Below are 22,804 nucleotides of genomic sequence, written 5' to 3'. Positions count from 1 at the left end.
AGCCGCCCGCCGAGTTCGACAACCTGTTCCGCAACGACGAACCGGCGGGCGCCACCCAGCAGATGCCCCGGCTCGACCCCGGCCAGCACGCCGGTCAGCACCCGGGCCGGCAGTTCCAGGGCGCCCCGCAGTACCAGGGCGCCCCGCAGTACCAGGGCGCCCCGCAGGCGCAGCAGCCGCCGCAGACCGCGTACCAGCCGGTGGGCGAGGAGCCGCAGCCGCCGCGCAGGAAGCGGGCCCACGTCACGCTGATCGCGGCGGTCGTGGTCGGCTGCGCGGTGGTCGGGCTCGGCGCCGGTGCGCTGCTGAGCGGCGGCGACGACAAGGGCAAGGACGACAAGCAGCCGGTCGCCGCGGCGAGTTCACCGGCCGGGAAGCCCTCCACGCAGGCCGCCGCCGACCCGGCGAAGCCGCAGGCCGAGGCGCTCGACAAGCTGCTCGCGGACAGCAACAACAGCCGTGCCGCGGTCATCGGGGCCGTCGAGAAGACCAAGAGCTGCACGGATCTGGACCAGGCCGTGACCGATCTGAAGGGCGCCGCCCAGCAGCGCCGCGATCTGGTGACCCGGCTCGAAGAGCTGTCCGTCGACAAGCTGCCGGACCACGCCCGGCTGACCGCCTCCCTCACCAAGGCCTGGCAGGCCTCCGCCGCCGCCGACGAGCACTACGCCGCCTGGGCCGCGCAGGCCAAGAACGGCAAGAAGGTGTGCAAGCACGGGAAGGCGCGTACGACCTCCGAGACGCAAGCGGCCACCGTGCAGAGCGGCGAGGCGAGCAAGGCGAAGCGGCAGGCGTCCGGGCTGTGGAACTCGATCGCGGCGAAGTACGGACTGACCCGGCGGGCGGCCACGCAGCTCTGACGGCCCGTCCCGCGGCGCCCGTCCGGCGAATCCGGGCGGGCGCCGCGGATCAGCTCCTCGCGCTGGCGTCCGACAGGGTCTTCGAGACGTCCATGAAGCCCTTCCGGTCCGCGACGAGCCGGCCGTCGCGCACCACCTGATACGTCACCCTGGTGTTGACGATCCGGGGATACGAGGACGAGCCCAGCACGTCGGTGAAGCCCCAGCGCAGCACCGGGGTGAGGCCGCCGGTCTCCGCCGGGGTGCCCTGGTTGAGGGCGGAGGTCAGCTTCCAGGAGGTGATCTGCGCGGAGTCGACCGACTCCACGATCTCCTTCAGCACGGTGTACGCGATCCAGGTGGTCTGCACGCCCGTGTCGTCCGGGTCGATCCGGTTGTCGCCGAAGGCGTGCTTGCGGATCACGTTCCGCATCGCGTCCCAGCGGGCGTCGCCCGCGTCCGGGTACCAGCCGGTGATGTACGCCCCCTCGAACGGGCTGTTCCGGCCGCCGGTGCTGTCGATCAGCGGCTGGTCGACGCTGCCCAGCACGGAGGAGATCCGGACGTTCCCGTACGACGGTTCGAGCCGCCGGAAGGAGTCGAAGAAGGTCTCCGTGCGCTTCCCGAGCACCGCCGTCACACAGCCGTCGGACGCCCCCGCCGCCTGGAGCGCGGGGGCGGCGGCCTCGTCGTACGAAGTGGCCGACTCGGGTGCCCGGATGTCGGCGGGGGCGGGCCGGCCGGCCTCGGTGAGGCCGGTCCTGAGGAGCCAGGCCTGGCCGTCGCCGGCCAGGGTGTCGGGGCGGACCACGGACACCCGCTCGCAACTGCGGGACAGCTGCCGGGCGTTGCCCGCGAGCAGGGCGGGCTGGCCCCCGTTGACCGGGAAGGAGATGTAGCTGCTGAACTCCTCGTCGGAAGCGCCGTACCCGCCGATGTAGGGGATTCCGGCGCCCTCCAGTGGCGGCATGAACGCAGTGCCGTGCCGGCTGTACGAGCCGACCACCGCCACCGCCTTCTGCTTGATGGCCAGCCGCGCGCAGTTCGCCGCCCCGATCGAGGTGTCCTGTTCGTCGCAGGTGACGACCCGCAGCTTGTGACCGGCCAGCCCGCCGTTGTCGTTGGCCCAGCGGGCGTAGGTGCGGGCCATGGCGGTCATGCCCGCCATGTTCACCGCGTCCGGCACCGTGACGCCGCCGGGGGCCCATGTCATGACGGTGATGGGCTCCCTGGAGCCCCCCGTGGCCCCAGGGAGTGCGCCACAGCCGGTGACCAGCAACGCCCCGGCCGCCGCACTTGTGAGGAGTTTGTAGGGGCGGGGGAAGGTGAGGCGTCGCCGTCCGGTCATGGTCACGAACATTTCCGGCCGCGGGGTAACGCCACAGTGTGACCCGCTCAACGCTCAGTGACATCGAGGTGAATTGCAGGGGCCGGTGCGGTCGGCGGAAAAGGGAACGTACGATCGATGACCGTGCAGCAAGGTTCGGAGAACTCTTCCCGTCGCGGCCGTCGCTCCTCCACCATGGGCGGCATGCCGCTGAATGACATGCCTTGGTGGCGCTGGCGCAGCAACGTGCGCTCGGCGCTGCACATGCTCTCCGACCCCGTCTTCCACCACGAGTGCTGGCTGGCCGGCCGGGAGGGGTACGGCGACGTCACCGACGCCGTGTACCGCCTGGTCGAGGACACCTGGCTGGACAACTGGTCCGCCGAGAAGTACATCGGGACGATCTTCCGCGACACCAACGAGGCCGCTCTCGTCGACGTCGCCGTGCTCCGGGTGCTGCGCATCATGCACCAGGTCGGCGCGGACGCCCCCGTCTCGGCGTATCTGGAGCACCACGGCTGGCAGGAGGCGGTACTGGCCGCCCGCGAGGCCCATGTGCTGCTCGCGGGCAACGACGGCGAGGACCCCGACACACCGCCGCGCTCCCTCGACGTGCTCCGCATCATGACCAGATCTGCCTGATTCCCGGCCGGTGTGGCACGCTACGAGGATGACTGTGCCACGGCCTGCCGACGCCGCCCCCGAGCAGTACGTCCTCACTCTTTCCTGCCCCGACAAGCAGGGCATCGTGCACGCCGTGTCGAGCTATCTCTTCATGACCGGCTGCAACATCGAGGACAGCCAGCAGTTCGGCGACCACGACACGGGCCTGTTCTTCATGCGGGTCCACTTCTCGGCGGACGCCCCGGTGTCCGTGGAGAAGCTGCGGGCCAGTTTCGCCGCCGTCGGCGACTCCTTCCGGATGGACTGGCAGATCCACCGCTCCGCGGACCGGATGCGGGTCGTGCTGCTGGTCAGCAAGTTCGGGCACTGCCTCAACGACCTGCTGTTCCGTTCCCGGATCGGTGCGCTGCCGGTCGAAATCGCCGCCGTCGTCTCCAACCACACGGACTTCGCCGAGCTGGTCGCCTCGTACAACGTCCCCTTCCGGCACATCCCGGTGACCAGGGACAACAAGGCGGCGGCCGAGGCCGAGCTGCTGGAGTTGGTGCGCGAGGAGAACGTCGAGCTGGTCGTCCTCGCCCGCTACATGCAGGTCCTCTCGGACGACCTCTGCAAGCAGCTGAGCGGCCGGATCATCAACATCCACCACTCCTTCCTGCCGAGCTTCAAGGGCGCGAAGCCGTACCACCAGGCGCACGCCCGCGGTGTGAAGCTGATCGGTGCGACGGCGCACTACGTGACCGCGGACCTCGACGAGGGGCCGATCATCGAGCAGGAGGTCGAGCGGGTGGGCCACGACGTCACCCCGGACCAGCTGGTCGCCATCGGGCGCGACGTGGAGTGCCAGGCGCTGGCGCGGGCCGTGAAGTGGCACGCGGAGCGCCGCATCCTGCTCAACGGCCACCGCACGGTGGTCTTCGCCTGAGCACCCGGCACGAAGGGAACTACAGGCGGCTCAGCGAGGCCGCGGCGGAGAGCACGTCGCGGATCGCCTCGCGGTCGCCCTCCTGACCGGCCGCCGCCTCGACGGGCGGCACGTGCCCGGCCACCAGCTGGCAGAACTCCACGCCGTCCAGCGCGACCTGCGCCACGGTGTGCGCGGGGGATCCGAGCGCGGCCGGGGAATCCAGCGGGATGTACCAGTCGCCGCCGCCCGAACCCTCGACCTCCAGATGTAGCGAACGGCCCGGCGAACCGGCCGTCACCAGATGGCGGGCGGGCCCGGCAAGACCGGTCCTGCGGCGCTCGGCGAGGGCGGCGGGCAGCAGCCGGGCCGCCAGGTCGATCATCCGGTTGAGGTGGGCGGCGGACGGCGGCTCGTACGGATAGTCCACCGCCTCCGCGATGTCGCCGCCGTGCACCCAGCACTCGAAGGCCCGGTCCAGCAGGGCGTCGTGCATCGGGAGGGCGAAGTCCCCGTACGAGACGGAGAGCTCGGAGACCCCGCGGCCGGCGAAGGACACCGTACGGATGAGGGTGTGGCTCTGCGCCCGCCACGGCTCGTGGACCGCGCGGGTGGGCGGCCGCAGCGCGGCGGACCAGTACCGCTCGGTGCGTGCGGTGGGCGAGAGCGGCCAGTCGGCGCCCCGGCCCAGGACTCCGTCGCCGAGCGGCACATCGAGGTCCAGGGCGGCGCCGATCAGTCCGTCGACGGCCATGAGATGGCCGATGACGCCGGCGACCGTGGTCTTGCGGCCGGCCTCCTGCTCGTCCTCGAACCACTTCAGCCGTACCGGGGCGTGCCACTCCGAACTGCCGATGTCACGGAGCAGCGCGTCGAGCCGCGCGGTCTCCGCGTCGTACGGAGCGGCCCAGTCCGGCACCGGGATGTCGGCCGGGCGGCGGCTCAGACAGGCGTCGATCACCCGGGTCCGCAGCGTCGGGTCGAGATCCAGGCTGCGGTCGGTGTGCAGCAGCCCGACCGCGTCCCGCAGCCGCAGGGCCTCGTCCGCGCAGGTGGCGCACTCGGTCAGATGCGCCTCGACGGCCTCGGTCTCCTCCGCCGAGCAGGCCGCCAGGGCCCACGCGCCGAGGAGCGCCCTGAGGACGCGGTGCGCCGGCACCGGCGGGTCCGACGGGGGCGATGGGTCCGATGGGGCCGGTGGTGCCACGGCGGATTCCGGTTCCGGTGCTGTCGGCCGCGGGGGCGTGCGCGGCTCCTCGGGCGGGCTCGCGGGGACGGGCGGCGGCAGGGGTACGGCGGAGAGGTCGAAGTCGTCCGCGGCGGCCCGGGGTCCCGGTATGCGCGGTGCGCCCCGGACCTCGTCGTCGTGTCCGCCGTCGCCGCGGCCGTCCGCCTCGTCGTCGGTCACAGGGGCCGTCCGTATCCGGGCGGCGACATCCCTTCGAGCGGGCGGGTGTGCGCGGTGGAGAGCAGTTGCAGCCCGAGGCGGAGCCGGCGGCGGGCCTCGTCCTCGGTGACCCCGAGGTCGGCCGCGGTCTGCCGGTAGTCCCGGCGCTGGATGTAGGCGAGCTCCAGGGCGGCCCGCAGCGGGGCGGGCATGGACGCGACGATGTAGTCGGCCCGGGCCGCGACCGTGGCCCGGTGCACCCGCTCCTCCAGACCGTTCCCGTCCTCGTCCGGGTCGTCGCGCGGGCCGTTCTCCTCGCGCAGCCGCCGCACGGACTGGCGGCGCGTGAGCCGGGCCACCCAGGAGCGCATCGAGCCCTCCTTGGGGTCGTACGCGTTCGGGTTCTCCCACACGTAGCCGAAGACCTCGCGGGTCACCAGGTCGGCGGCGGTCTCGTCGTCCAGCATCCGGTGGGCCTGGCTGTGCACGAGCGAGGCGAACCGGTCGTAGAGCTCACCGAGAGCCGCCGCCTCACCGCGTGCCAGCCGCTGCTGCATCTTGCGGTCCCAGCGGGGTGGTGCGTTTTTGGCCATGCGACCCCCGACCCTGTTCCCTCTGCTCTGTTCCCCTCGTCACATCGAATGTAGTCGGCGGTGCCGGCCATGTGCCTCTCTTTGCGGCAAGTACGCCCGTCAAGAGGCCCGGGATGATAGGGAATGCGTCAGTCGGCTCCGATGGAAGCGGACCTGAACCGATCATTTCTGTTCGAATCCGGCTGCGTCCTGTCAGGGCGCCCGGTGTTTCATAGGGGTGCGGCTGGGGCAGCCGCGAGAAGGAACGGAAACTTCCGGATCGTCGGAAGCCCCGGAACGAGAGGCCCAGTGGCGTGACACTAAAAGTGGCCGAGACCGTGCAGGGTGAATGGACCGTACTGCACATACGCGGCGAACTGGATCTGCTGACATCGCCCGCGGTGCGCCAGTCCGTCCATGACGCGGTCGCGGTCGGCCGCCACGATGTGGTGCTCGACCTCTCCGAGGTGCTGTTCTGCGACTCCAGCGGGGTCGGTGTGCTGATCGCCTCCCGCCGGCTGATGCGTTCCTGCGGAGGCCGGCTGCGGCTGATCCTGCCGGCCCGGGGCGCGGAGGAGGGCTCGCACGTCAACCGGGTGCTCGCCGCCCTCGGCGTACGCCGGCTCTTCGAGGTCTACCCCGACTGGGACACCGCCGTCGACGACCGGGCCCGGCCGCTCTCCGCGTGAAGCCGCTCCGGGGCGCCGTCCGCGGGGGTGGCGGCGGGCGGCGATGACCGGGTCGTGACACCGGTGGAGCGCGTAAGTGACACGTGACGCCTTCCGGCGTCGTACGCTCCCCGCATGGACAGCGCAGAGTATGAGCGCAAGATCGCTTTCCGCTTCGCCGCCTTCGACCAGGACGGCAACGGATACATCGATCGCGCGGATTTCAGTGCCGCCGCGGCCCGACTGCTCGCCGAATTCGGTACGACGGCGCGCTGCGACAAGGGCCAGGCGCTCTACATCGGGGCCGAGGCGTTCTGGCAGGGCATGGCGGGCATCGCCGATGTCGACGGGGACCAGCGCGTCACCCGTGAGGAGTTCGTGGGCGGGGCCGTGAAACGGCTGCGCGACAACCCGGAGCGCTTCGCGGAGATCGCCCGCCCCTTCCTGCGCGCGGCGATCGCCGTGGCGGACCCGGACGACCGGGGCAAGGCGGCCGTACCCGCCGTGGAACGGGCGCTGCAGGTGCTCGGCGCGGACGCCGGGACGGCGCGGATCGCGGCCCGGAGCCTGGACGCGGACCAGGACGGCAGGATCGCGGAGGACGAGGCGGTGTCGGCGTTCGCCGACTACTTCACGGTGATCGCCCCGGACGCGTAGGACCGACGGGGGTGCGGGGCGACACCCGCACCCCCGTCGGGCCCTCAGGCGAACTGCTCCCGCAGCCGGTACTTCAGCACCTTGCGCAGGGCTTCGTTGCGCGGCAGCGCGGCCACCACCTCCAGCCGCTCCGGCAGCTTGTGCACGGAGAGCCCCTCGGCCCGCAGATACCCCGTGAGCTGCGTCAGCGTCAGCGGCGCCGCACCCGCCGGCTGCTCCACGACCGCGCAGACCAGCTCGCCCCGCTCCGGGTCCGGCAGCCCGATCACCGCCGCGTCCCCGACGTCCGGGTGCCGGTGCAGCAGGTCCTCTATCTCCTTCGCGGAGATGTTCTCGCCCTTGCGGATGATGATGTCCTTCAGCCGCCCGGTGAGCACCAGATGCCCGCTCTCCCTGACATGGCCGACGTCGCCGGTGATCAGGAACCCCTCCGCGTCGAAGACCGAAGCGGACGCCGCCGGGTCCAGATAGCCCTTGCAGACGGCCTCCCCGCGCAGCCGCACCTCACCGTCCGTGCCGTGCGGCTGCGGCTTGCCGTCCTCGTCGGTGATCCGGATCTCCATGCCCGCCGGCGGCCGCCCCTCCGTCCCGGCGAGGTGCTCCACCGTGTCGTCGGGGGCGCCCATCGTGATCATGGGGACCTCGGTCATGCCGTACCCGTGGGTGAGCTGGACGCCCATCTCCCGGACCACCGCGTGGTAGATCTCCGGCGGCTTCGGGGCCCCGCCGCCCGCCAGCAGCCGCAGGCTCGGGATCAGCCTGCGGTCCGGGGCCTTGCGCTGTTCGGCCAGGAACATCGAGTAGAACGCCGTGGACCCGCCCGCGACCGTCACCCCGTGGCGCCGGTAGCCCTCCAGCGCGTCCGGCATCGCGAAGTGCTCGAACAGCACCGCCGGGAAGCCGTACAGCAGCAGCATCATCGCGTAGTCCGGCCCGGCGACATGGGCGAACGGGAAGGCCATCGAGCCGATGTCGTCGGCCGACAGCCGCAGCGCGTGGGCCAGGCAGGAGCCGCCCGCGATCAGGCTGCGGTCGGTGTGCAGCACCCCCTTCGGGTCGGAGGTGGTGCCCGAGGTCCAGTAGATCCAGCGCACCTGCGTGCCGTCGCCGGGCGGCGGCGGGAGCACCGACGGATCGCCGTCCGGCAGCGAGGCGTACGCCTCGAACACCGTCACCGGCCGGTCCGCCGTCAGCCGTCCGGCCATCGCGGTGTGGTCGAAGCCGCGCCAGGTGCCCGGTACGGCGAAGAACTCCGCCTTCGACTCGCGCAGCGCGAACCCCACCTCGCGGTCCCGGTAGAACGGGATGACGGGCGACTGCACGGCCCCGATCCGGGTCAGCGCGAAAGACAGCAGCACCGTCTCGATCCGGGTCGGCAGCTGCCAGGCGACGACGCTGCCGGGGCGTACGCCCATCTCCCACAGCCCGGCCGCGACCCGCTCGCCGCAGTCGCGCAGCTCGCCGAAGGTCAGGGTGCGGTCGTCCTGGATCAGGAACGGGCGGTCCGGGGTCAGGCCGGCCCGGCGTTCGACGAGTTCCCAGAAGGTGCCCGATGCACCCAGGGCGTGCGCGGTCTCGGTCACGGCGTACCCCTCACAGCTGACGGACAGTCAGATAGTGCGCAGAGCGTAGAGCGCTGCGCCTTGTCGGTCCAGGGGTGCGGGGCTAGCCTGATGGCGACATATATCTGACGGGTCATCAGAAAATCGCGCGCCGGAGGGGACACCATGACGGAACTGCCTCGGATCGTCAGCGTCGACGACCATGTGATCGAGCCGCCGCACCTCTTCTCGACCTGGCTGCCCGCCAAGTACCGCGAGCGCGGCCCGCAGCCGCTCACCGCGGGCATCGGCGAGCTGGCCTACACGGGCGGCAAGTACGTCATCACGATGGACCCGGACGGCCCGCCCACCGACTGGTGGATATACGAGGACCTGAAGTTCCCGTACAAGCGCAACATCGCCGCCGTCGGCTTCGACCGCGACGACATGACGCTGGAGGGCATCACCCGGGCGGAGATGCGGCCCGGCTGCTGGGATCCGGTCGAGCGGCTCAAGGACATGGACCTCAACCACGTCGAGGCGAGCCTCTGCTTCCCGACCTTCCCGCGCTTCTGCGGCCAGACCTTCGCCGAGGCGCACGACAAGGAGGTGGCGCTCGCCTGCGTGCGCGCCTACAACGACTGGATGGTGGAGGAGTGGTGCGGCGACAGCGGCGGCCGGCTCATCCCGCTCTGCATCATCCCGCTCTGGGACATCGGCCTGGCGGTCGCCGAGATCCACCGCAACGCGGCGCGCGGGGTGCGCGCGGTGACCTTCTCCGAGATCCCCACCCACCTCGGACTGCCGTCGATCCACACCGGGTACTGGGACCCGTTCTTCGCGGCCTGCCAGGAGACCGGCACGGTCGTCAACATGCACATCGGGTCCAGCTCGCAGATGCCCGCCGCGTCGCCCGACGCCCCGCCCGCCGTACAGGCCAGCCTCTCCTTCAACAACGCCATGGCCTCGATGATGGACTTCCTGTTCAGCGGGGTCCTGGTGAAGTTCCCGCAGCTCAAACTCGCCTACAGCGAGGGCCAGATGGGATGGATCCCGTACGCCCTGGAGCGCGCCGACGACGTCTGGGAGGAGCACCGGGCCTGGGGCGGGGTGCGCGATCTGATCCCCGAGCCGCCGTCCACGTACTACTACCGGCAGATCTTCTGCTGCTTCTTCCGGGACAAGCACGGCGTCGCCTCGCTCGACGTCGTCGGACGGGACAACGCCACCTTCGAGACCGACTACCCGCACGTCGACTCGACCTTCCCGCACACCAAGGAGGTCGCCCTGGACCACGTCAAGGGACTGGACGACGAGACCGTCTACAAACTGATGCGCGGAAACGCGATCCGGATGCTCGATCTGGACCTCGACAAGTAGGCCCGCGATGGACCTCGCGTACACGGAGGAGGAGCGGGAGTTCCGGGCACGGCTGCGGGAGTGGCTCGGCGGAGTGCTGCCCGGACTGCCGCCGAAGCCCCGCCCCGACGACTGGCCGGGCCGCCGCGCGTACGACACGGCCTGGCAGCGGATGCTCCACGACGCCGGCTACGCCGGTCTGCACTGGCCCGTCGACGCGGGCGGCCGGGGCGCGACCCCGACCCAGCACCTGATCTTCCTGGAGGAGACGGAGAAGGCCGGCGCCCCGTACGTCGGCGCGAACTTCGTCGGGCTGCTGCACGCCGGCCCGACGATCGCGGCCGAGGGCACCGCGGAGCAGCGGGCACGCTGGCTGCCCCCGGTGCTGCGCGGCGACGAGATCTGGTGCCAGGGGTTCAGCGAGCCCGATGCCGGGTCCGACCTCGCCGCGCTGCGGACCAGGGCGGTGCGCGACGGCGACCACTACGTGGTGAGCGGCAGCAAGATCTGGACCTCGCACGCGGAGGTCGCCGACTGGTGCGAGCTCCTGGTGCGCACGGACCCGGCGGCGCCCAAGCACCGCGGGATCACCTGGCTGGCGATGGAGATGGACGCGCCCGGGGTCACCGTCCGCCCGCTGCGCACCCTCGCCGGGTCCACCGAGTTCGCCGAGATGTTCCTCGACGAGGTGCGGGTGCCGCTCTCGCACCGCGTCGGCGCGGAGAACGACGGCTGGCGGGTCACCATGGTCACCCTCTCCTTCGAGCGCGGTACGGCCTTCGTCGGCGAGGTCGTCGCCTGCCGCCGCACCCTGGACGAGCTGGCCGCCGAGGCCCGGCGCAGCGGACGCTGGGACGATCCGGTCCTGCGCCGCAGGCTGGGCAGGCTGAACGCCGAATTCCGGGCGCTGTGGCGGCTCACCCAGTGGAACGTCAGCGAGGCGCAGCGGGCCGGCGGCGGCGGTGTGCCCGGCACCGGCGGCTCGGTCTTCAAGCTGCGCTACTCGCACGCCCGCCAGGAGCTGTACGAGGCGGCCGCCGAGGTGCTCGGCGCCGACAGCGCGGACCTGGACCGGGAGTGGGTCCTGGACCGGCTCTCCTCGCTCTCGTACACCATCGCCGCGGGCACCTCCCAGATCCAGCGGAACATCGTCGCCGAACGCATGCTCGGCCTGCCGAAGGGGCGCTGACGCACTCATGGACTTCCAGCTCTCGGACGACCAGCGGGCCCTGCGGGCGGGGGTGCGGGAACTCCTGGCCGGGCGCTTCGGCAGGGACCGGATGCGGGCGGCGCTCGACGACGGCACCGGCGTCGACCGGGCGCTGTGGCGGGAGCTCGGCGAGGCCGGGTTCTTCGCGCTGCGGCTGCCGGAGGCGGAGGGGGGCGTCGGGCTCGGGCTGCCGGAATCGGTGCTGCTCTTCGAGGAGGTGGGGCGCTCGCTGCTGCCGGGGCCGCTGATCGCCACCCACCTCGCGGCCGGTCCGGTGAAGGGCGCGGCGCAGGGCGGGACGGTGGTCGCCGTGCTCGACCCGGGGCAGCCGGTGGCGCACCTGGGGGAGGCGGACGCGCTGCTGGTGCTCGGCCCCGGCTACGGGCCGCGGGCGTCCGCCGCGTCGGTGGACGTCACCCGGGTACGGGGCGACGCCACCCCCGTACGTTCGATCGACCCGTTCACGCCCCTGTGGCGGGCCGGGGACCCGGAGGAGACCGGCGAGCGGCTGCCCGGGGGCGGGCGGCTGCGCGACGAGGGGGCCCTGCTGACCGCCGCCGAACAGCTCGGCAGCGCCGCCCGGACGACCGAGATGGCCGTCCAACACGCCGGTGAGCGCGAACAGTTCGGATCGCCGATCGGGTCCTTCCAGGCGGTCAAACACCTGTGCGCCGGAATGCTGGTCCGGGCCGAACTGGCTCGCTGCGCCGTGTACGCGGCGGCCGTGACGGCGGACCCGGTCGAGATCGCGGGCGCGAAACTGCTCGCCGACGACGCGGCGGTCCGCAACGCGCGGGACTGCCTCCAGGTGCACGGCGGCATGGGCTTCACCTGGGAGGCAGATGTTCACCTGCACCTCAAACGGGCCTGGCTGCGGTCCGGGCAGTGGCTCACCGCGGCGGCGGCCGAGGAGGTGCTTGCGGGGGACCTGTGCTGAAGCCGGAGGGTTTCCGTGCAGGCTTCCGGCACCCGGCGGCGGGTGAATGTACGGTGCACGGAGGTGACAGGCAGGGCCACGAGCCTCACGCTGCGGAGTTACGCAGTGCAGTCGGCGGGCGCGGGGGCCGGTCTCCGGCCTTCACGTTCTTTGTCACGGGGTGGAGTCGGCGCCGGGCTCGGGTACGCTCCGTTGGATGCGACAGGAACTGGAACCGGGCGATCCGGAAGTTGCCCCTGCGGTGACTCCGGGTCCGGAGCGGTGTCCTGCTCGTGTTCCTGGCAGAAGCGCCGGGAGCGCCCGGGAGGCGGTTCGGGCGGCCTTTGCGTGCCTCTGTTCGACTCCCCGCAACGTGCGTCGCACAGTATGCATCACGCGTACTCCTTGGCGCTGGAATATGCCCGAAGCGCTTGTTGCGGTGACTGTACGTCAACCATGCTGTCTCGCAGGGGAATCACGTTCCGTGACCCCGAGGAGGCGCGAGGCGATGTGTCCGCCGGTTCGGATGGTGTGAGCGGTGCAGGTGCTTCAGGTTCAGCTGGAGGTCGGGCCGGATCCCGCGGAGGTCGGGCGGGCCCGTAGATGGGCCCGATCGAGACTGGTCGGGTCCGGGATAAGGGACGACGAGCCACTGGCCGAGACGCTCATCCTGCTGATCTCGGAGCTGGTCACCAACGCGGTGGTGCACACCGGGTGCCCGGCGGTGCTGCGGATGCTGTTCGGTCTGACCGGCTCGGCCGGTGCGCCCGGGACCGTCCGGGTCGAGGTGGCCGACGCCAGCTGCCGCCCGCCGCAGCAGCGCCACGCGGCCGGCGAGGACACCAACGGCCGGGGCCTGGAGCTGGTCGACGGCCTCGCGGACCGCTGGGGCTGGCAGCCGGAGGGCGCGGGCAAGCGCATCTGGTGCGAGGTCGACCGCGGCGCACCGCTGATCCAGCTGCCGCTGCACTCCGGCGCACAGGGCACCGCGCCCGGCGTGGGGGACGCGGGCCGTGATGCGCGCAAGGCATCACAGGCCATGACGAACTTTGCATAAAGGTTAAAGCAGTCCGTCCGGGCTGCTGTCCGGCGCCGGCCGGTCCCGTCACAGGACGGCGACCGGCGCGACCGGGGTGCCGGTCGCGCCGACGAACGGCTCCGGCATCGCGGAGAGCAGGAAGGCGTACCGCTTCTCCTGTGCACAGGCTGTGGACAGCGCCTCCAGATTCCAGTTCTGGCCCTGGAGCATGCCCATCTCGACGAGGTCCAGGGCGTGCACCCCCAGCCACAGGTCCTCGATCTCCGGCGGGAAGATCTCGAAGGTCAGGGTGTCGTTGGCGACCGCCGCCGCGTCGCGCGCGCGGAACCATTCGGGCGTCCGGATCGACAGGCCGGGCGACGGATAGCCGTACGCGTGCTTGTCGCCCGACAGATACACCTGCACCTGCCCGGTCCGTACGAGCACGATGTCGCCGGAGCGGACCCGCACCCCCGCCAGTTCCTCGGCCGCGTCCAGGTCCGCGGGGGTGACCGCGTGGCCGCCGGGCAGCCGGTCCACGCCGTGGGCGCGCGCCACGTCGAGCAGCACCCCGCGCGAGACGATGTGCGGCGCCTTGTCGATCCCGCTGAACTGCGCGCCGCCGTGGGCGGTGATCGTCGCGGCCGGGCGGCCGTTGTAGATCTTCCCCGAGTGCGAGGCGTGGGTGAGGGCGTCCCAGTGGGTGGCCGTCTGCAGGCTCAGTACGGCCGTGTCGTCGCTGGTGGCGACGGTGCCGGGGCCGAAGAGCTCCTGGTTTATCTGGATCATGGTGTGCAGCGGATTGATCCGTCCCGGGATCAGTCCGCTCTGCACACCGTCCTGCTGGAGCGGGAGCGCGAGCGGGATCCGCAGACCGCTGCGGACGGTGGCGGCGGCCTCGCGCACCACGGCGTCGGTGATCAGGTTGAGCGTCCCGATCTCGTCGTCGTCGCCCCAGCGACCCCAGTTGCTGACCCGCTTCGCGATGTCGTGGAACTCGGCCGGCAGTGACATGGCGCCTCCTGGGGCTTGTGCTCGTGGACCTGATGACCCATAAAATCTAACGGTCCGTCAGAAACCGCGGGAAGGGGCCGGGCATGGGGAACTTCTTGGCAGGCAAGGTGGTGGCCGTCACGGGTGCCGGGCGCGGCATCGGGCGGGCGGTCGCGCTCGCGGCGGCGGCCGAGGGAGCGCGGGTGATCGTCAACGACTACGGCGTCTCCATCGAGGGCGGCGAGCCCAGCAGCGAGGTGGCCGAGTCGGTCGTCAAGGAGATCGAGGCGGCGGGCGGCGAGGCCGTGGCCGTCGCCGACGACATCTCCACGATGGCGGGCGGCCAGCGGATCGTGGACACGGCGCTGGCCCGGTTCGGGCGGATCGACGGGGTCGTCTGCGTGGCCGGGATCCTGCGCGAACGGATGCTGTTCAACATGTCCGAGGAGGAGTGGGACCCGGTGGTCGCCACCCACCTCAAGGGCACCTTCACCGTCTTCCGGGCCGCGTCGGCGGTGATGCGCAAGCAGGAGGGCGGCGGCACCCTGATCGGCTTCACCAGCGGCAACCACCAGGGCAGCGTCGCCCAGGCCAACTACAGCGCCGCGAAGGGCGGGATCATCTCGCTGGTGCGGAGCGCGGCCCTCGGCCTGCACAAGTACGGCGTCACGGCCAACGCCGTCGCCCCGGTCGCCCGCACCCGGATGTCCGCCAACGTGCCCATGGAGCTCAAGGAGATCGGCGAGCCGGAGGACGTGGCGGCGCTCGTCGTCTACCTGCTCAGCGAGCGGGCCCGTCAGGAGAAGATCACCGGCCAGGTGTACACCGTCGCGGGACCGAAGATCGCGGTCTGGGCCCAGCCCCGGGAGCTGCGGGCCGGGTACGTCGAGGGGGCGTGGACCCCGGAACGGATCGCGGACTTCCTGCCGGGGACGGTGGGCACCGACCCGATGCCGATGCTGGCCCGGCTGGAGGAGATGGCCGCGGCGGCAGCGGCGAAGGCGCGCCCCAACGCGTGAGCCCCGCACGGCGAGCGGCAACGGTCAGGAGACATCGTGGACTTCACCTTCGGCCCCGACGACACCGCGTTCCGCGCGGAGGCACGCGGCTGGCTGGAAGCGCACCTCGTGGGCGAGTACGCGGCGGCCGCCGGCACCGGCGGTCCCGGCAGCGAGCACGAGGGCGTCGCGGTCCGCCGTGCCTGGGAGCGCGAACTGGGCCGGGACGGCTGGATCGGCCTCGGCTGGGACGACCACGGCAGCGGCCACGGCAACCGCCGCGCGAGCCTCACCCAGCAGGTCGTCTGGGCCGAGGAGTACGCCCGTGCCGCCGCCCCCGCCCGGGTCGGCCACATCGGCGAGAACCTCCTCGCCCCGACCCTGATCGCCTACGGCAGCGAGGAACAGCAGCGGCGCTTCCTGCCCGCCGTGGCCCGCGGCGAGGAGCTCTGGTGCCAGGGCTACAGCGAACCGGACGCCGGATCGGACCTCGCCGCGGTGCGCACCGCCGCCGTGCCCGACCGGAGCGGCGGCCACCGGGTGACCGGGCAGAAGATCTGGACGTCACTGGCGAAGGAGGCCGACTGGTGCTTCGTGCTGGCCCGCACCGAGCCCGGCTCCAGCCGACACCACGGCCTGTCGTTCCTGCTCGTACCGATGGACCAGCCCGGCAGGATCGAGGTGCGGCCGATCCGCCAGATGTCCGGGACCAGCGAGTTCAACGAGGTCTTCTTCGACGGGGCGCACGCCGCGGAGTGCGTCGGCGGCGAGGGCAACGGCTGGGCGGTCGCCATGGGCCTGCTGGCCCTGGAACGCGGCGTCTCCACGCTCGTCCAGCAGATCGGCTTCGCCGCCGAGCTGGGCCGGGTGGTCCGGGCGGCCGTCGACAGCGGCGCCGTCACCGACCCGGTCCTGCGCGAACGTCTCGTACGGCAGTGGGCGCAGCTGCGCACCATGCGCTGGAACGCCCTGCGCACCCTCGGCTCCACCGGAGACCCGGGCGCGCCCAGTGTGGCGAAGCTGCTCTGGGGCGGCTGGCACCAGCGCCTCGGGGAACTGGCCGTGCAGGTCAGGGGCGCGGCGGCGGCCGTCGGCCCGGACGACTGGTCGGCGAAGGCACCGTACGGACTCGACGAGGCACAGCGCCTGTTCCTGTTCACCCGGTCCGACACCATCTACGGCGGCTCGGACGAGATCCAGCGGAACATCATCGCCGAGCGGGTGCTCGGCCTACCGAGGGAGCCGAGATGAGAGGCGTCGTCTTCGACGGCAAACGGACCGAGGTCGTCGACGATCTGGAGATACGCGATCCGGGCCCCGGCGAGGTGCTGGTGGCGGTGGCCGCGGCCGGGCTGTGCCACAGCGACCTCTCGGTGATCGACGGGACGATTCCGTTCCCGCCGCCGGTGGTGCTCGGTCACGAGGGCGCGGGGGTGGTCGAGGCGGTCGGCGCCGGCGTCCGTCATGTGGCGCCCGGCGACCACGTATCGCTGTCCACGCTCGCCAACTGCGGGGCGTGCGCCCAGTGCGACCGGGGGCGCCCGACGATGTGCCGCAAGGCGATCGGGATGCCGGGGCAGCCGTTCTCGCGGCGCGGGAAGCCGCTGTACCAGTTCGCCTCCAACTCGGCCTTCGCCGAGCGGACCCTGGTCAAGGCAGTGCAGGCGGTGAAGATCCCGGCGGACATCCCGATGACCTCCGCGGCGCTGATCGGCTGCGGGGTGGTGACAGGAGTCGGAGCCGTACTCAACCGGGCGAAGGTCGACCGGGGCGACTCCGTCGTGGTGATCGGCACCGGCGGCATCGGGCTCAACGTCATCCAGGGTGCCCGGATCGCGGGCGCGCTGACGATCGTCGCCGTCGACGCCAACCCGGCGAAGGAGGCGGCGGCCCGGCAGTTCGGCGCGACCCACTTCCTGACCTCGGCGGACGGGGTGCGGGACATCCTGCCGAGCGGCGCCGACCACGCCTTCGAGTGCGTGGGCCGTGCGGAACTGATCCGTACCGCGATCGACCTGCTGGACCGGCACGGCCAGGCGGTCCTGCTGGGCGTCCCGGCGGCCACGGCGGAGGCGTCGTTCCTCGTCTCGTCGCTGTTCCTGGACAAGTCGATCCTGGGCTGCCGGTACGGCTCCTCGCGCCCGCAGCGGGACGTCGCGCTCTACGCGGAGCTGTACCGGGAGGGCCGGCTGCTCCTGGACGAACTCGTCACCACCACCTACCCGGTGGAGGACTTCGACAGGGCGGCGGACGACGCGCACGAGGGCCGGGTGGCGCGCGGAGTGCTGGTGTTCTGAGCCCCCTGGCCGGCCGGGCCTTCCGGTCAGCCGCTCCCGGCGGCCCGGAACGTGCGCCGGTACACCGTCGGGGAGACCCCCAGCGCCGCCTGGAGGTGCTGCCGCAGCGACGTGGGCGTGCCGAAGCCCGCGTCCCGGGCCACCTGGTCGATCGACAGGTCCGTCGACTCCAGCAGTTGCCGGGCCCGTTCGACCCGCTGCCGGGTCAGCCACTGGACGGGGCTGACCCCGACCTCCTCCCGGAACCGGCGGGTGAAGGTCCGGACGCTCATCGACTCCTGCTGCGCCATGTCGCGCAGCAGGATCGGCCGTTCCAGCCGCCCGAGCGCCCAGGTGCGTGCCGTGGTCGTGGTCGCGAACTGGGTGTCGGGCACGGGGCGTCGGATGTACTGCGCCTGCCCGCCGTCCCGGTGCGGGGGCACCACCGTGCGGCGGGCCACGTCATTGGCGACGGCGGTGCCGTGGTCGCGGCGCACGATGTGCAGGCAGAGGTCGATCCCGGCGGCGACCCCGGCGGAGGTCAGCACCTCCCCGTCGTCGATGAACAGGACGTCCGGGTCGACCCGGACCTCGGGGAAGAGCCGCTGGAAGTGGTCGGCGTGCGACCAGTGGGTGGTGGCGGGGCGGCCGTCGAGATATCCGGCGGCGGCCAGTACGTAACTGCCCGTGCAGATGGAGACCATCCGGGTCCCCGGCCGGATGTGGGCGAGAGCGGCGGCCAGTTCGTCGGTGAGCCTGCCCTCGTCGAAGACGGGGCCGAGTTCGTAGCTGGCGGGAATCACCACCGTGTCGGCGGTGGCCAGGGTCTCGGGGCCGTGCTCGACGGTGATCGTGAAATCGGCGTCGGTGCCGACCGGCCCCGGCGCACGGACGGAACAGGTCACGACTTCGTACAGGCTGCGGCCCTCTTCGTGCGGCTCCTGACCGAACGCGCGGCCGAATATCCGCTGGGGGATGCCCAGTTCGAAGGGGAGCAGCCCGTCGAGGGCCAGGACGGCTATGCGGTGCGGCATCGGCGGACTCCCTTCACCCCTAGTGGTATAGACCTCAACCCTGATACATGTCACTCCTGTGAAGGAAAAGTCAGCGGAGCACCCGCGCATTCCCGCCGCCGAACGTGACGATGTACGGCACCCTTTGCCCGGTTCGTCCTCCGTGCGGCTGATCGGCGACGGCCGGCCGGACGGGCTCTGGAACCGTAACTTCCGGCTGTTCTTCGTCGCCCGAACCGCGGCGCTCTTCGGTGACGGCATGATCCCGGTGGCGCTCACCGCGGGCCTGCTGGGGGCCGGCCGCCCGCACTCCTCGGTGGGGTTCGCGCTCGCGGCCTGGATGGGGCCGCTGGCGGTCTTCGTGCTCTTCGGCGGCGTACTGGCGGACCGGTTCACACCCCGCCGGATGATGATCATCGCGGACGCGCTGCGACTGGTCGGCGCCTCCGCGCTGGCGTTCTCCTTCGCCACCGGGAACCCCCCGCTGTGGGCGGTGTACACGCTGAGCTCGGTGGCCGGGGTGGGTGCCGCGCTCTTCCAGCCGGGCGTCGCCTCGACCGTGCCCCGGGTGGCCTCCGACGTGCAGCGGGCCAACGCGGTGCTGCGGGTCTCCGAGGCGCTGATGACCATGGCGGGCCCGGCCTTCGCGGGCATGCTCGTCGGGCTGGCCAGCGCCGGGGCGGTCTACGCGGCGAACGCGTCGACGTTCCTGGTCTCCGGCGTCTGCCTGTTCCTGCTGCGGCTCGCCCCGGCCCCCTCGGACGAGGCGCAGCGCGGCGGTTTCGTCGCCGAACTGGTGGACGGGTGGCGGGAGTTCCGGGCCCGAAGCTGGCTGTGGGGGGTGATCGCGATCTGGACGGTGTACGGCTTCACGGTGCTCGGCCCGATGCTGCCGCTCACCGCGGTCGAGGTCACCGAGGCGCACGGCTCGGGGACGTACGGCGTGATGATGGCGGTGAACGGCGCGGGCAGCGTCGTCGGCGGGCTGCTCGCCCTGCGGCTGAGACCCCGGCGCCCGCTCGCGGCGGGGGCCGTGGCGCTGACCGGGGTCTGTGTGAACCTGGTGGCGCTGGGGCTCGGGATGCCGGTGCTCGCGCTCGGGGTGGGGCAGTTCGTGGCGGGTTCGGCGTTCGCGTTCTGGCTGGTGATGTGGTCGACGACGGTCCAGACCCATGTGCCGCCGGAGGCGCTGAACCGCCTGCACGCGTACGACGTGGCGGGCTCGTTGCTGATGCTGGCGGCGGGCCGGGCACTGGCCGGACCGGTCGCGGACCGGGTGGGGGCGCCCGAGGTGCTGCTGGCCGGAGCGGTGATCAACCTGCTGGCGGTGGCGGTGCTGCTGGTGGCCCGGCCGATCAGCCGGCTGGAACGGATCCGATGACGGGGGACGGGGGAGCGGCGGCGCCGTCCCGCAGGGCCCCGAGCGCGGTCGCGGCCCTGCGCGTACGCGCGGTCGCGGCCGGGGCCGCGGTGCTGACCGTCCTCGCCGGGCTCGGGGTCAGGGCGTTCGCAGACGGCGACCTCGCCAAGTACGCCGGGGACGCGCTCTACACCGTGCTGGTCTGCGCCCTGGCCGCAGTGATCGCGCCCGGCGCACGCCCGGTGGTCAGGGCCGGGGCGGCGCTGGTGTTCAGCTGGGCGGTGGAACTGCTGCAACTGACCGGGATGCCTGCGGACCTCTCCCGCCACAGCGCGGTGGCCCGGCTGGTGCTCGGCTCGACCTTCAACGCCCCCGACCTGTTCTGGTACGTGGTGGGCGCGGGCTTCGCCTGGGCGGTGTCGGCGGTGGTCGGTTCCGCGACTACTTCTGCCGGCTGCGCTCCTCGGACTTCTGCATCTCGATGACCTCGAAGACATGGGCGCTGGTCTGCCTGCGCACCGTCCCGGCGACGAGCAGGCCCGCGCCGACGACGGACAGGGGAGCGGAGATCCCCAGCACGGTCAACTGCTTCGGCAGGCCGGTGTCCACCTCGCACGACCCCGACATGGTCCGGTAGCAGTACATGTCCTGCTGACCCGCCAGCAGGAAGCCCAGCCAGACCCACAGCGCACAGGCCACGAGCAGCAGTACGGCGCCCCAGGTCTGCATCAGCGCGGAACGGTGGTGGAAGTACTGGCGTGCTGCCCACTGCATGGAGTCCCCCGGATTGGTACACGGCGAGGCCGGCGGGCCCGGCTCCTCGGCCGACTGGAGATCGTACGCGCATCCGGGTCTGTCCGTCCGGGCCGGAAAGCGACGGTCCCGGTGGCCCGATTCCTGCGAACGGTGTCCCTCCGGCCACTCGTGGGGAGGTGCGCCCTGCCCCGATGCTGAGTGATGTGACCCAGACAACCGAAAGCGCCGCCGCCCGGGACGACGACCGGCCGACAGCCCCCGCAACTCCCCCCGTGGTCCCCGCAGTCCCCGCGGCTTCCGCGGTTTCCGGGCGTCTCTCGGGCCGACGTGTTCACCGCGCCTGGATCGTCGCCGCCGTCACCTTCGTGACGATCATCGGCGGCGCCGCCTTCAACGCCCTCCCCGGCCTCCTCATCGACCCGCTCAACACGGAGTTCGGCTGGTCGCGCGGGGAGATCGGCCTCGCCGTCTCCATCGACATGGCGCTGTACGGGCTCACCGCACCCTTCGCCGCCGCGCTGATGGACCGCTTCGGCATCCGCCGGGTCGTCGTCGTGGCGCTCAGCACCGTGGCCGCCGGGGCGCTGGCCAGTGTGTGGATGACGGCCGCCTGGCAGCTGATGATCTACTGGGGCCTGCTCGTCGGGCTCGGCACCGGCGCGATGGCGATGTCCTTCTCCGCGACGGTCACCAACCGCTGGTTCGTGGCCCGGCGCGGCCTGGTCACCGGCATCCTCACCGCGGCGGGCGCGTCGGGGCAGCTCGTCTTCCTGCCGCTGTGCGCCTGGATCGTCGACCGGCACGGCTGGCGCCCGGCGTCGGTGACCGTCGCCCTCGCCGCCCTGGCCGTCGTCCCGTTCGTCTGGCTGCTGCTCCGCGACCACCCGGCCGATGCGGGGCTGGCCCCGTACGGCGGGGAGTACGCGGACAAGCCGGCGCCGGCGCGCGGGGCGGCGAGGCGGACCGTGCGCGTCCTGATCGACGCGGCCCGCACCGGACCGTTCTGGCTGCTGGCCGGGTCGTTCGCGATCTGCGGGGCATCAACCAACGGCCTGATCCGCACCCATTTCGTGCCGTCGGCGCACGACCACCACATGCCCATCACGGCCGCCGCCTCGCTGCTCGCCGTCATCGGGATCTTCGACATCGTCGGCACCGTCTTCTCCGGCTGGCTCACCGACCGCTTCGACGCCCGCCGCCTCCTCGCCGTCTACTACTCGCTGCGCGGCGTCTCGCTGCTGTTCCTGCCGTTCCTGATGCAGCCCACCGTGGAGCCACCGATGATCTTCTTCATCGTGTTCTACGGACTGGACTGGGTCGCCACCGTCCCGCCGACCCTGGCCCTGTGCCGCGAGCAGTACGGGGAGGACAGCGCCATCGTCTTCGGCTGGGTGCTGGCGTCCCATCAGGTGGGTGCGGCGCTGGTGGCGTTCCTGGGCGGGGTGGCGCGCGACGTGTTCGGTACGTACGACGTGGTCTGGTACGCGTCCGGGGCGCTGTGCGCGATGGCGGCGCTGATGGCGCTGGTGATCCGGCGGGTCCGGGAACCTTCGGACGCGGTCGCCGGACTCGGCTGACGGTGCGGGGGCGGCGGGCCATGGCCGGCCGCCGGGCGGTGGCCCGTGGTCAGGCCGCCGGGCGGTGGGTGTGGAGGTGCTCGGCGACGGCCAGGAAGACGTGCAGGTTCGCGATGTCGCTGACGGCGGAGTTGCACCAGGCGCCGGAGCCGCCGGTCCCCGCGACGAGGATCCGGCCCGCCCTGACCTGGATCTCCCGGACTTCGGACCAGGGGAGCAGGCCCTTCGCCCTGGCGGTCAGGCCGGTGGCGGAGAGCGAGAGGTCCCCGAAGTTCACCGTCTCGCCCGCCAGGACCGATTCCAGGGCCGCCGGCCCCTGGGCCCGGAGGACGGCCTGCTGCATATGGGGTCCCCAGGTCTCGGGGCCCTCGTAGAAGTGAGTGATCGTCGCGTGGTCCCGGCCCGGACCCACCGCGGAGTAGACGTACTCGGTGGTCGACGGGATGCCGTTGATGATCTTCTGGGTGATGTTCTGGTAGAGCCGTACGGAGTCCCAGCGGATGACGACCACGCCGTCGCCGGACTGCGGGTGCACCATCAGACCGTGCTCGAACAGGTGGAGACGCTTGGCGGCCTGTCTTCGGCTGAAGTCCGGGGTCCGGCGCAGCCACCAGAAGAACAGCACGCCGGGGATCACGAATATCGCCAGAAGGTGGATCGTCGTGAAGATGTAGAGGGCGAAGAGCAGCTTGTTCAGGCGCTTGGGAGTGAAAGTGCCTTGCAGGGACCCGAGTCGATGGGTGGCGGCCAGTTCGGCGGCCTCGGGCGGCAGGGTGTTCGGTGCAACTGCCATGGACGTGTCCCTCGTC

22 protein-coding genes and 1 pseudogene are annotated in these 22,804 nt (G+C 71.9%); 15 read left to right on the top strand and 8 right to left on the bottom strand.

Features of this window, described 5'->3' with window-relative positions:
* Window positions 1-860 (top strand): annotated as a pseudogene (locus EES42_RS06665) (hypothetical protein); the annotation flags it as partial.
* A gap of 49 nt (window positions 861-909) precedes the next feature.
* Here EES42_RS06665 and EES42_RS06660 read toward each other — a convergent pair.
* Window positions 910-2,187: an ABC transporter substrate-binding protein gene (locus EES42_RS06660; protein WP_124717101.1), complete on the bottom strand. Its 1,278-nt coding sequence runs from the start codon at window positions 2,185-2,187 to the stop codon at window positions 910-912.
* A 117-nt stretch (window positions 2,188-2,304) separates the two neighbouring features.
* Here EES42_RS06660 and EES42_RS06655 point away from each other — a divergent pair, with 117 nt between their 5' ends.
* Together EES42_RS06655 and purU are read left to right on the top strand one after the other, a co-directional pair.
* On the top strand, window positions 2,305-2,808 hold the full coding sequence (locus tag EES42_RS06655) for an SCO4402 family protein (protein ID WP_124717100.1): 504 nt from the start codon (window positions 2,305-2,307) through the stop codon (window positions 2,806-2,808).
* Window positions 2,809-2,836: 28 nt separating this feature from the next.
* Complete coding sequence (gene purU, locus EES42_RS06650) at window positions 2,837-3,715, top strand: formyltetrahydrofolate deformylase (RefSeq protein ID WP_124717099.1); 879 nt, start codon at window positions 2,837-2,839, stop codon at window positions 3,713-3,715.
* Between the two features lie 19 nt (window positions 3,716-3,734).
* Here the strand turns inward: purU and EES42_RS06645 are convergent, their stop codons facing one another.
* Both EES42_RS06645 and EES42_RS06640 read right to left on the bottom strand, forming a co-directional pair.
* Window positions 3,735-5,102: a zf-HC2 domain-containing protein gene (locus EES42_RS06645; RefSeq protein WP_124717098.1), complete on the bottom strand. Its 1,368-nt coding sequence runs from the start codon at window positions 5,100-5,102 to the stop codon at window positions 3,735-3,737.
* Entirely contained in the window at window positions 5,099-5,674 is a 576-nt protein-coding gene (locus tag EES42_RS06640) for an RNA polymerase sigma factor (protein ID WP_124717097.1), read from the bottom strand. The genes EES42_RS06645 and EES42_RS06640 overlap by 4 nt, the downstream gene beginning before the upstream one ends.
* 293 nt (window positions 5,675-5,967) lie before the next feature.
* Between EES42_RS06640 and EES42_RS06635 the strand changes: the two genes are divergently transcribed.
* Both EES42_RS06635 and EES42_RS06630 read left to right on the top strand, forming a co-directional pair.
* Window positions 5,968-6,342 carry an STAS domain-containing protein gene (locus EES42_RS06635; RefSeq protein WP_124717096.1) on the top strand — a complete coding sequence of 125 codons (375 nt, stop codon included), beginning with the start codon at window positions 5,968-5,970 and terminating at the stop codon, window positions 6,340-6,342.
* Between the two features lie 114 nt (window positions 6,343-6,456).
* A complete protein-coding gene (locus EES42_RS06630; RefSeq protein WP_124717095.1) occupies window positions 6,457-6,978 on the top strand; it encodes an EF-hand domain-containing protein in 522 nt (173 codons plus the stop codon).
* Between the two features lie 44 nt (window positions 6,979-7,022).
* Here EES42_RS06630 and EES42_RS06625 read toward each other — a convergent pair whose 3' ends face one another.
* Window positions 7,023-8,561 carry a class I adenylate-forming enzyme family protein gene (locus EES42_RS06625; protein ID WP_124717094.1) on the bottom strand — a complete coding sequence of 513 codons (1,539 nt, stop codon included), beginning with the start codon at window positions 8,559-8,561 and terminating at the stop codon, window positions 7,023-7,025.
* A gap of 144 nt (window positions 8,562-8,705) precedes the next feature.
* On the opposite strand from EES42_RS06625, the gene EES42_RS06620 reads away from it, so the two are divergent.
* From EES42_RS06620 to EES42_RS06605, 4 genes are all read left to right on the top strand, one after another.
* A complete protein-coding gene (locus EES42_RS06620) occupies window positions 8,706-9,899 on the top strand; it encodes an amidohydrolase family protein (protein WP_124717093.1) in 1,194 nt (397 codons plus the stop codon).
* 7 nt (window positions 9,900-9,906) lie between these two features.
* The gene (locus EES42_RS06615; RefSeq protein ID WP_124717092.1) at window positions 9,907-11,067 is read left to right on the top strand and encodes an acyl-CoA dehydrogenase; all 1,161 of its coding nucleotides are present in this window, start codon (window positions 9,907-9,909) and stop codon (window positions 11,065-11,067) included.
* A gap of 7 nt (window positions 11,068-11,074) precedes the next feature.
* Complete coding sequence (locus EES42_RS06610) at window positions 11,075-12,025, top strand: acyl-CoA dehydrogenase family protein (protein ID WP_124717091.1); 951 nt, start codon at window positions 11,075-11,077, stop codon at window positions 12,023-12,025.
* A 517-nt stretch (window positions 12,026-12,542) separates the two neighbouring features.
* Window positions 12,543-13,061, top strand: coding sequence for an ATP-binding protein (locus EES42_RS06605; RefSeq protein WP_241196253.1), 519 nt, complete (start codon window positions 12,543-12,545; stop codon window positions 13,059-13,061).
* 48 nt (window positions 13,062-13,109) lie between these two features.
* Here EES42_RS06605 and EES42_RS06600 read toward each other — a convergent pair whose 3' ends face one another.
* Entirely contained in the window at window positions 13,110-14,036 is a 927-nt protein-coding gene (locus EES42_RS06600) for a cyclase family protein (RefSeq protein WP_124717090.1), read from the bottom strand.
* Window positions 14,037-14,119: 83 nt separating this feature from the next.
* Between EES42_RS06600 and EES42_RS06595 the strand changes: the two genes are divergently transcribed.
* Genes EES42_RS06595 through EES42_RS06585 form a run of 3 tightly spaced genes read left to right on the top strand, consistent with a single transcriptional unit; the run spans window position 14,120 to window position 17,310 of the window.
* Window positions 14,120-15,034, top strand: a complete 915-nt coding sequence (locus tag EES42_RS06595; protein ID WP_124717089.1) for an SDR family oxidoreductase — start codon at window positions 14,120-14,122, stop codon at window positions 15,032-15,034.
* Window positions 15,035-15,070: 36 nt separating this feature from the next.
* The gene (locus EES42_RS06590; protein WP_124717088.1) at window positions 15,071-16,264 is read left to right on the top strand and encodes an acyl-CoA dehydrogenase family protein; all 1,194 of its coding nucleotides are present in this window, start codon (window positions 15,071-15,073) and stop codon (window positions 16,262-16,264) included.
* The gene (locus tag EES42_RS06585; RefSeq protein ID WP_124717087.1) at window positions 16,261-17,310 is read left to right on the top strand and encodes a Zn-dependent alcohol dehydrogenase; all 1,050 of its coding nucleotides are present in this window, start codon (window positions 16,261-16,263) and stop codon (window positions 17,308-17,310) included. The genes EES42_RS06590 and EES42_RS06585 overlap by 4 nt, the downstream gene beginning before the upstream one ends.
* Window positions 17,311-17,336: 26 nt before the next feature.
* Here the strand turns inward: EES42_RS06585 and EES42_RS06580 are convergent, their stop codons facing one another.
* Window positions 17,337-18,323 carry a GlxA family transcriptional regulator gene (locus EES42_RS06580; RefSeq protein ID WP_124717086.1) on the bottom strand — a complete coding sequence of 329 codons (987 nt, stop codon included), beginning with the start codon at window positions 18,321-18,323 and terminating at the stop codon, window positions 17,337-17,339.
* 124 nt (window positions 18,324-18,447) lie between these two features.
* Between EES42_RS06580 and EES42_RS06575 the strand changes: the two genes are divergently transcribed.
* Together EES42_RS06575 and EES42_RS06570 are read left to right on the top strand one after the other, a co-directional pair.
* On the top strand, window positions 18,448-19,683 hold the full coding sequence (locus EES42_RS06575) for an MFS transporter (RefSeq protein WP_241196296.1): 1,236 nt from the start codon (window positions 18,448-18,450) through the stop codon (window positions 19,681-19,683).
* Window positions 19,680-20,147, top strand: coding sequence for a ribosomal maturation YjgA family protein (locus EES42_RS06570; protein ID WP_124717085.1), 468 nt, complete (start codon window positions 19,680-19,682; stop codon window positions 20,145-20,147). The genes EES42_RS06575 and EES42_RS06570 overlap by 4 nt, the downstream gene beginning before the upstream one ends.
* Here EES42_RS06570 and EES42_RS06565 read toward each other — a convergent pair.
* A complete protein-coding gene (locus tag EES42_RS06565; RefSeq protein ID WP_124717084.1) occupies window positions 20,104-20,436 on the bottom strand; it encodes a hypothetical protein in 333 nt (110 codons plus the stop codon). The two genes, EES42_RS06570 and EES42_RS06565, sit on opposite strands and share 44 nt — an antisense overlap.
* A 173-nt stretch (window positions 20,437-20,609) precedes the next feature.
* Here EES42_RS06565 and EES42_RS06560 point away from each other — a divergent pair, with 173 nt between their 5' ends.
* On the top strand, window positions 20,610-21,995 hold the full coding sequence (locus EES42_RS06560; protein WP_124717083.1) for an MFS transporter: 1,386 nt from the start codon (window positions 20,610-20,612) through the stop codon (window positions 21,993-21,995).
* Window positions 21,996-22,044: 49 nt separating this feature from the next.
* Here EES42_RS06560 and EES42_RS06555 read toward each other — a convergent pair whose 3' ends face one another.
* Window positions 22,045-22,788 (bottom strand): DUF6585 family protein, encoded by a 744-nt coding sequence (locus EES42_RS06555; protein WP_124717082.1) that lies wholly within the window; start codon window positions 22,786-22,788, stop codon window positions 22,045-22,047.
* Between the last annotated feature and the right edge of the window lie 16 nt (window positions 22,789-22,804).

The sequence above is a fragment of the Streptomyces sp. ADI95-17 genome, from assembly GCF_003846175.1.
GTDB lineage: Bacteria > Actinomycetota > Actinomycetes > Streptomycetales > Streptomycetaceae > Streptomyces > Streptomyces sanglieri.
Note: the sequence above shows the minus strand (reverse complement) of the source record. Positions and strands in the feature narration are given on the sequence as shown.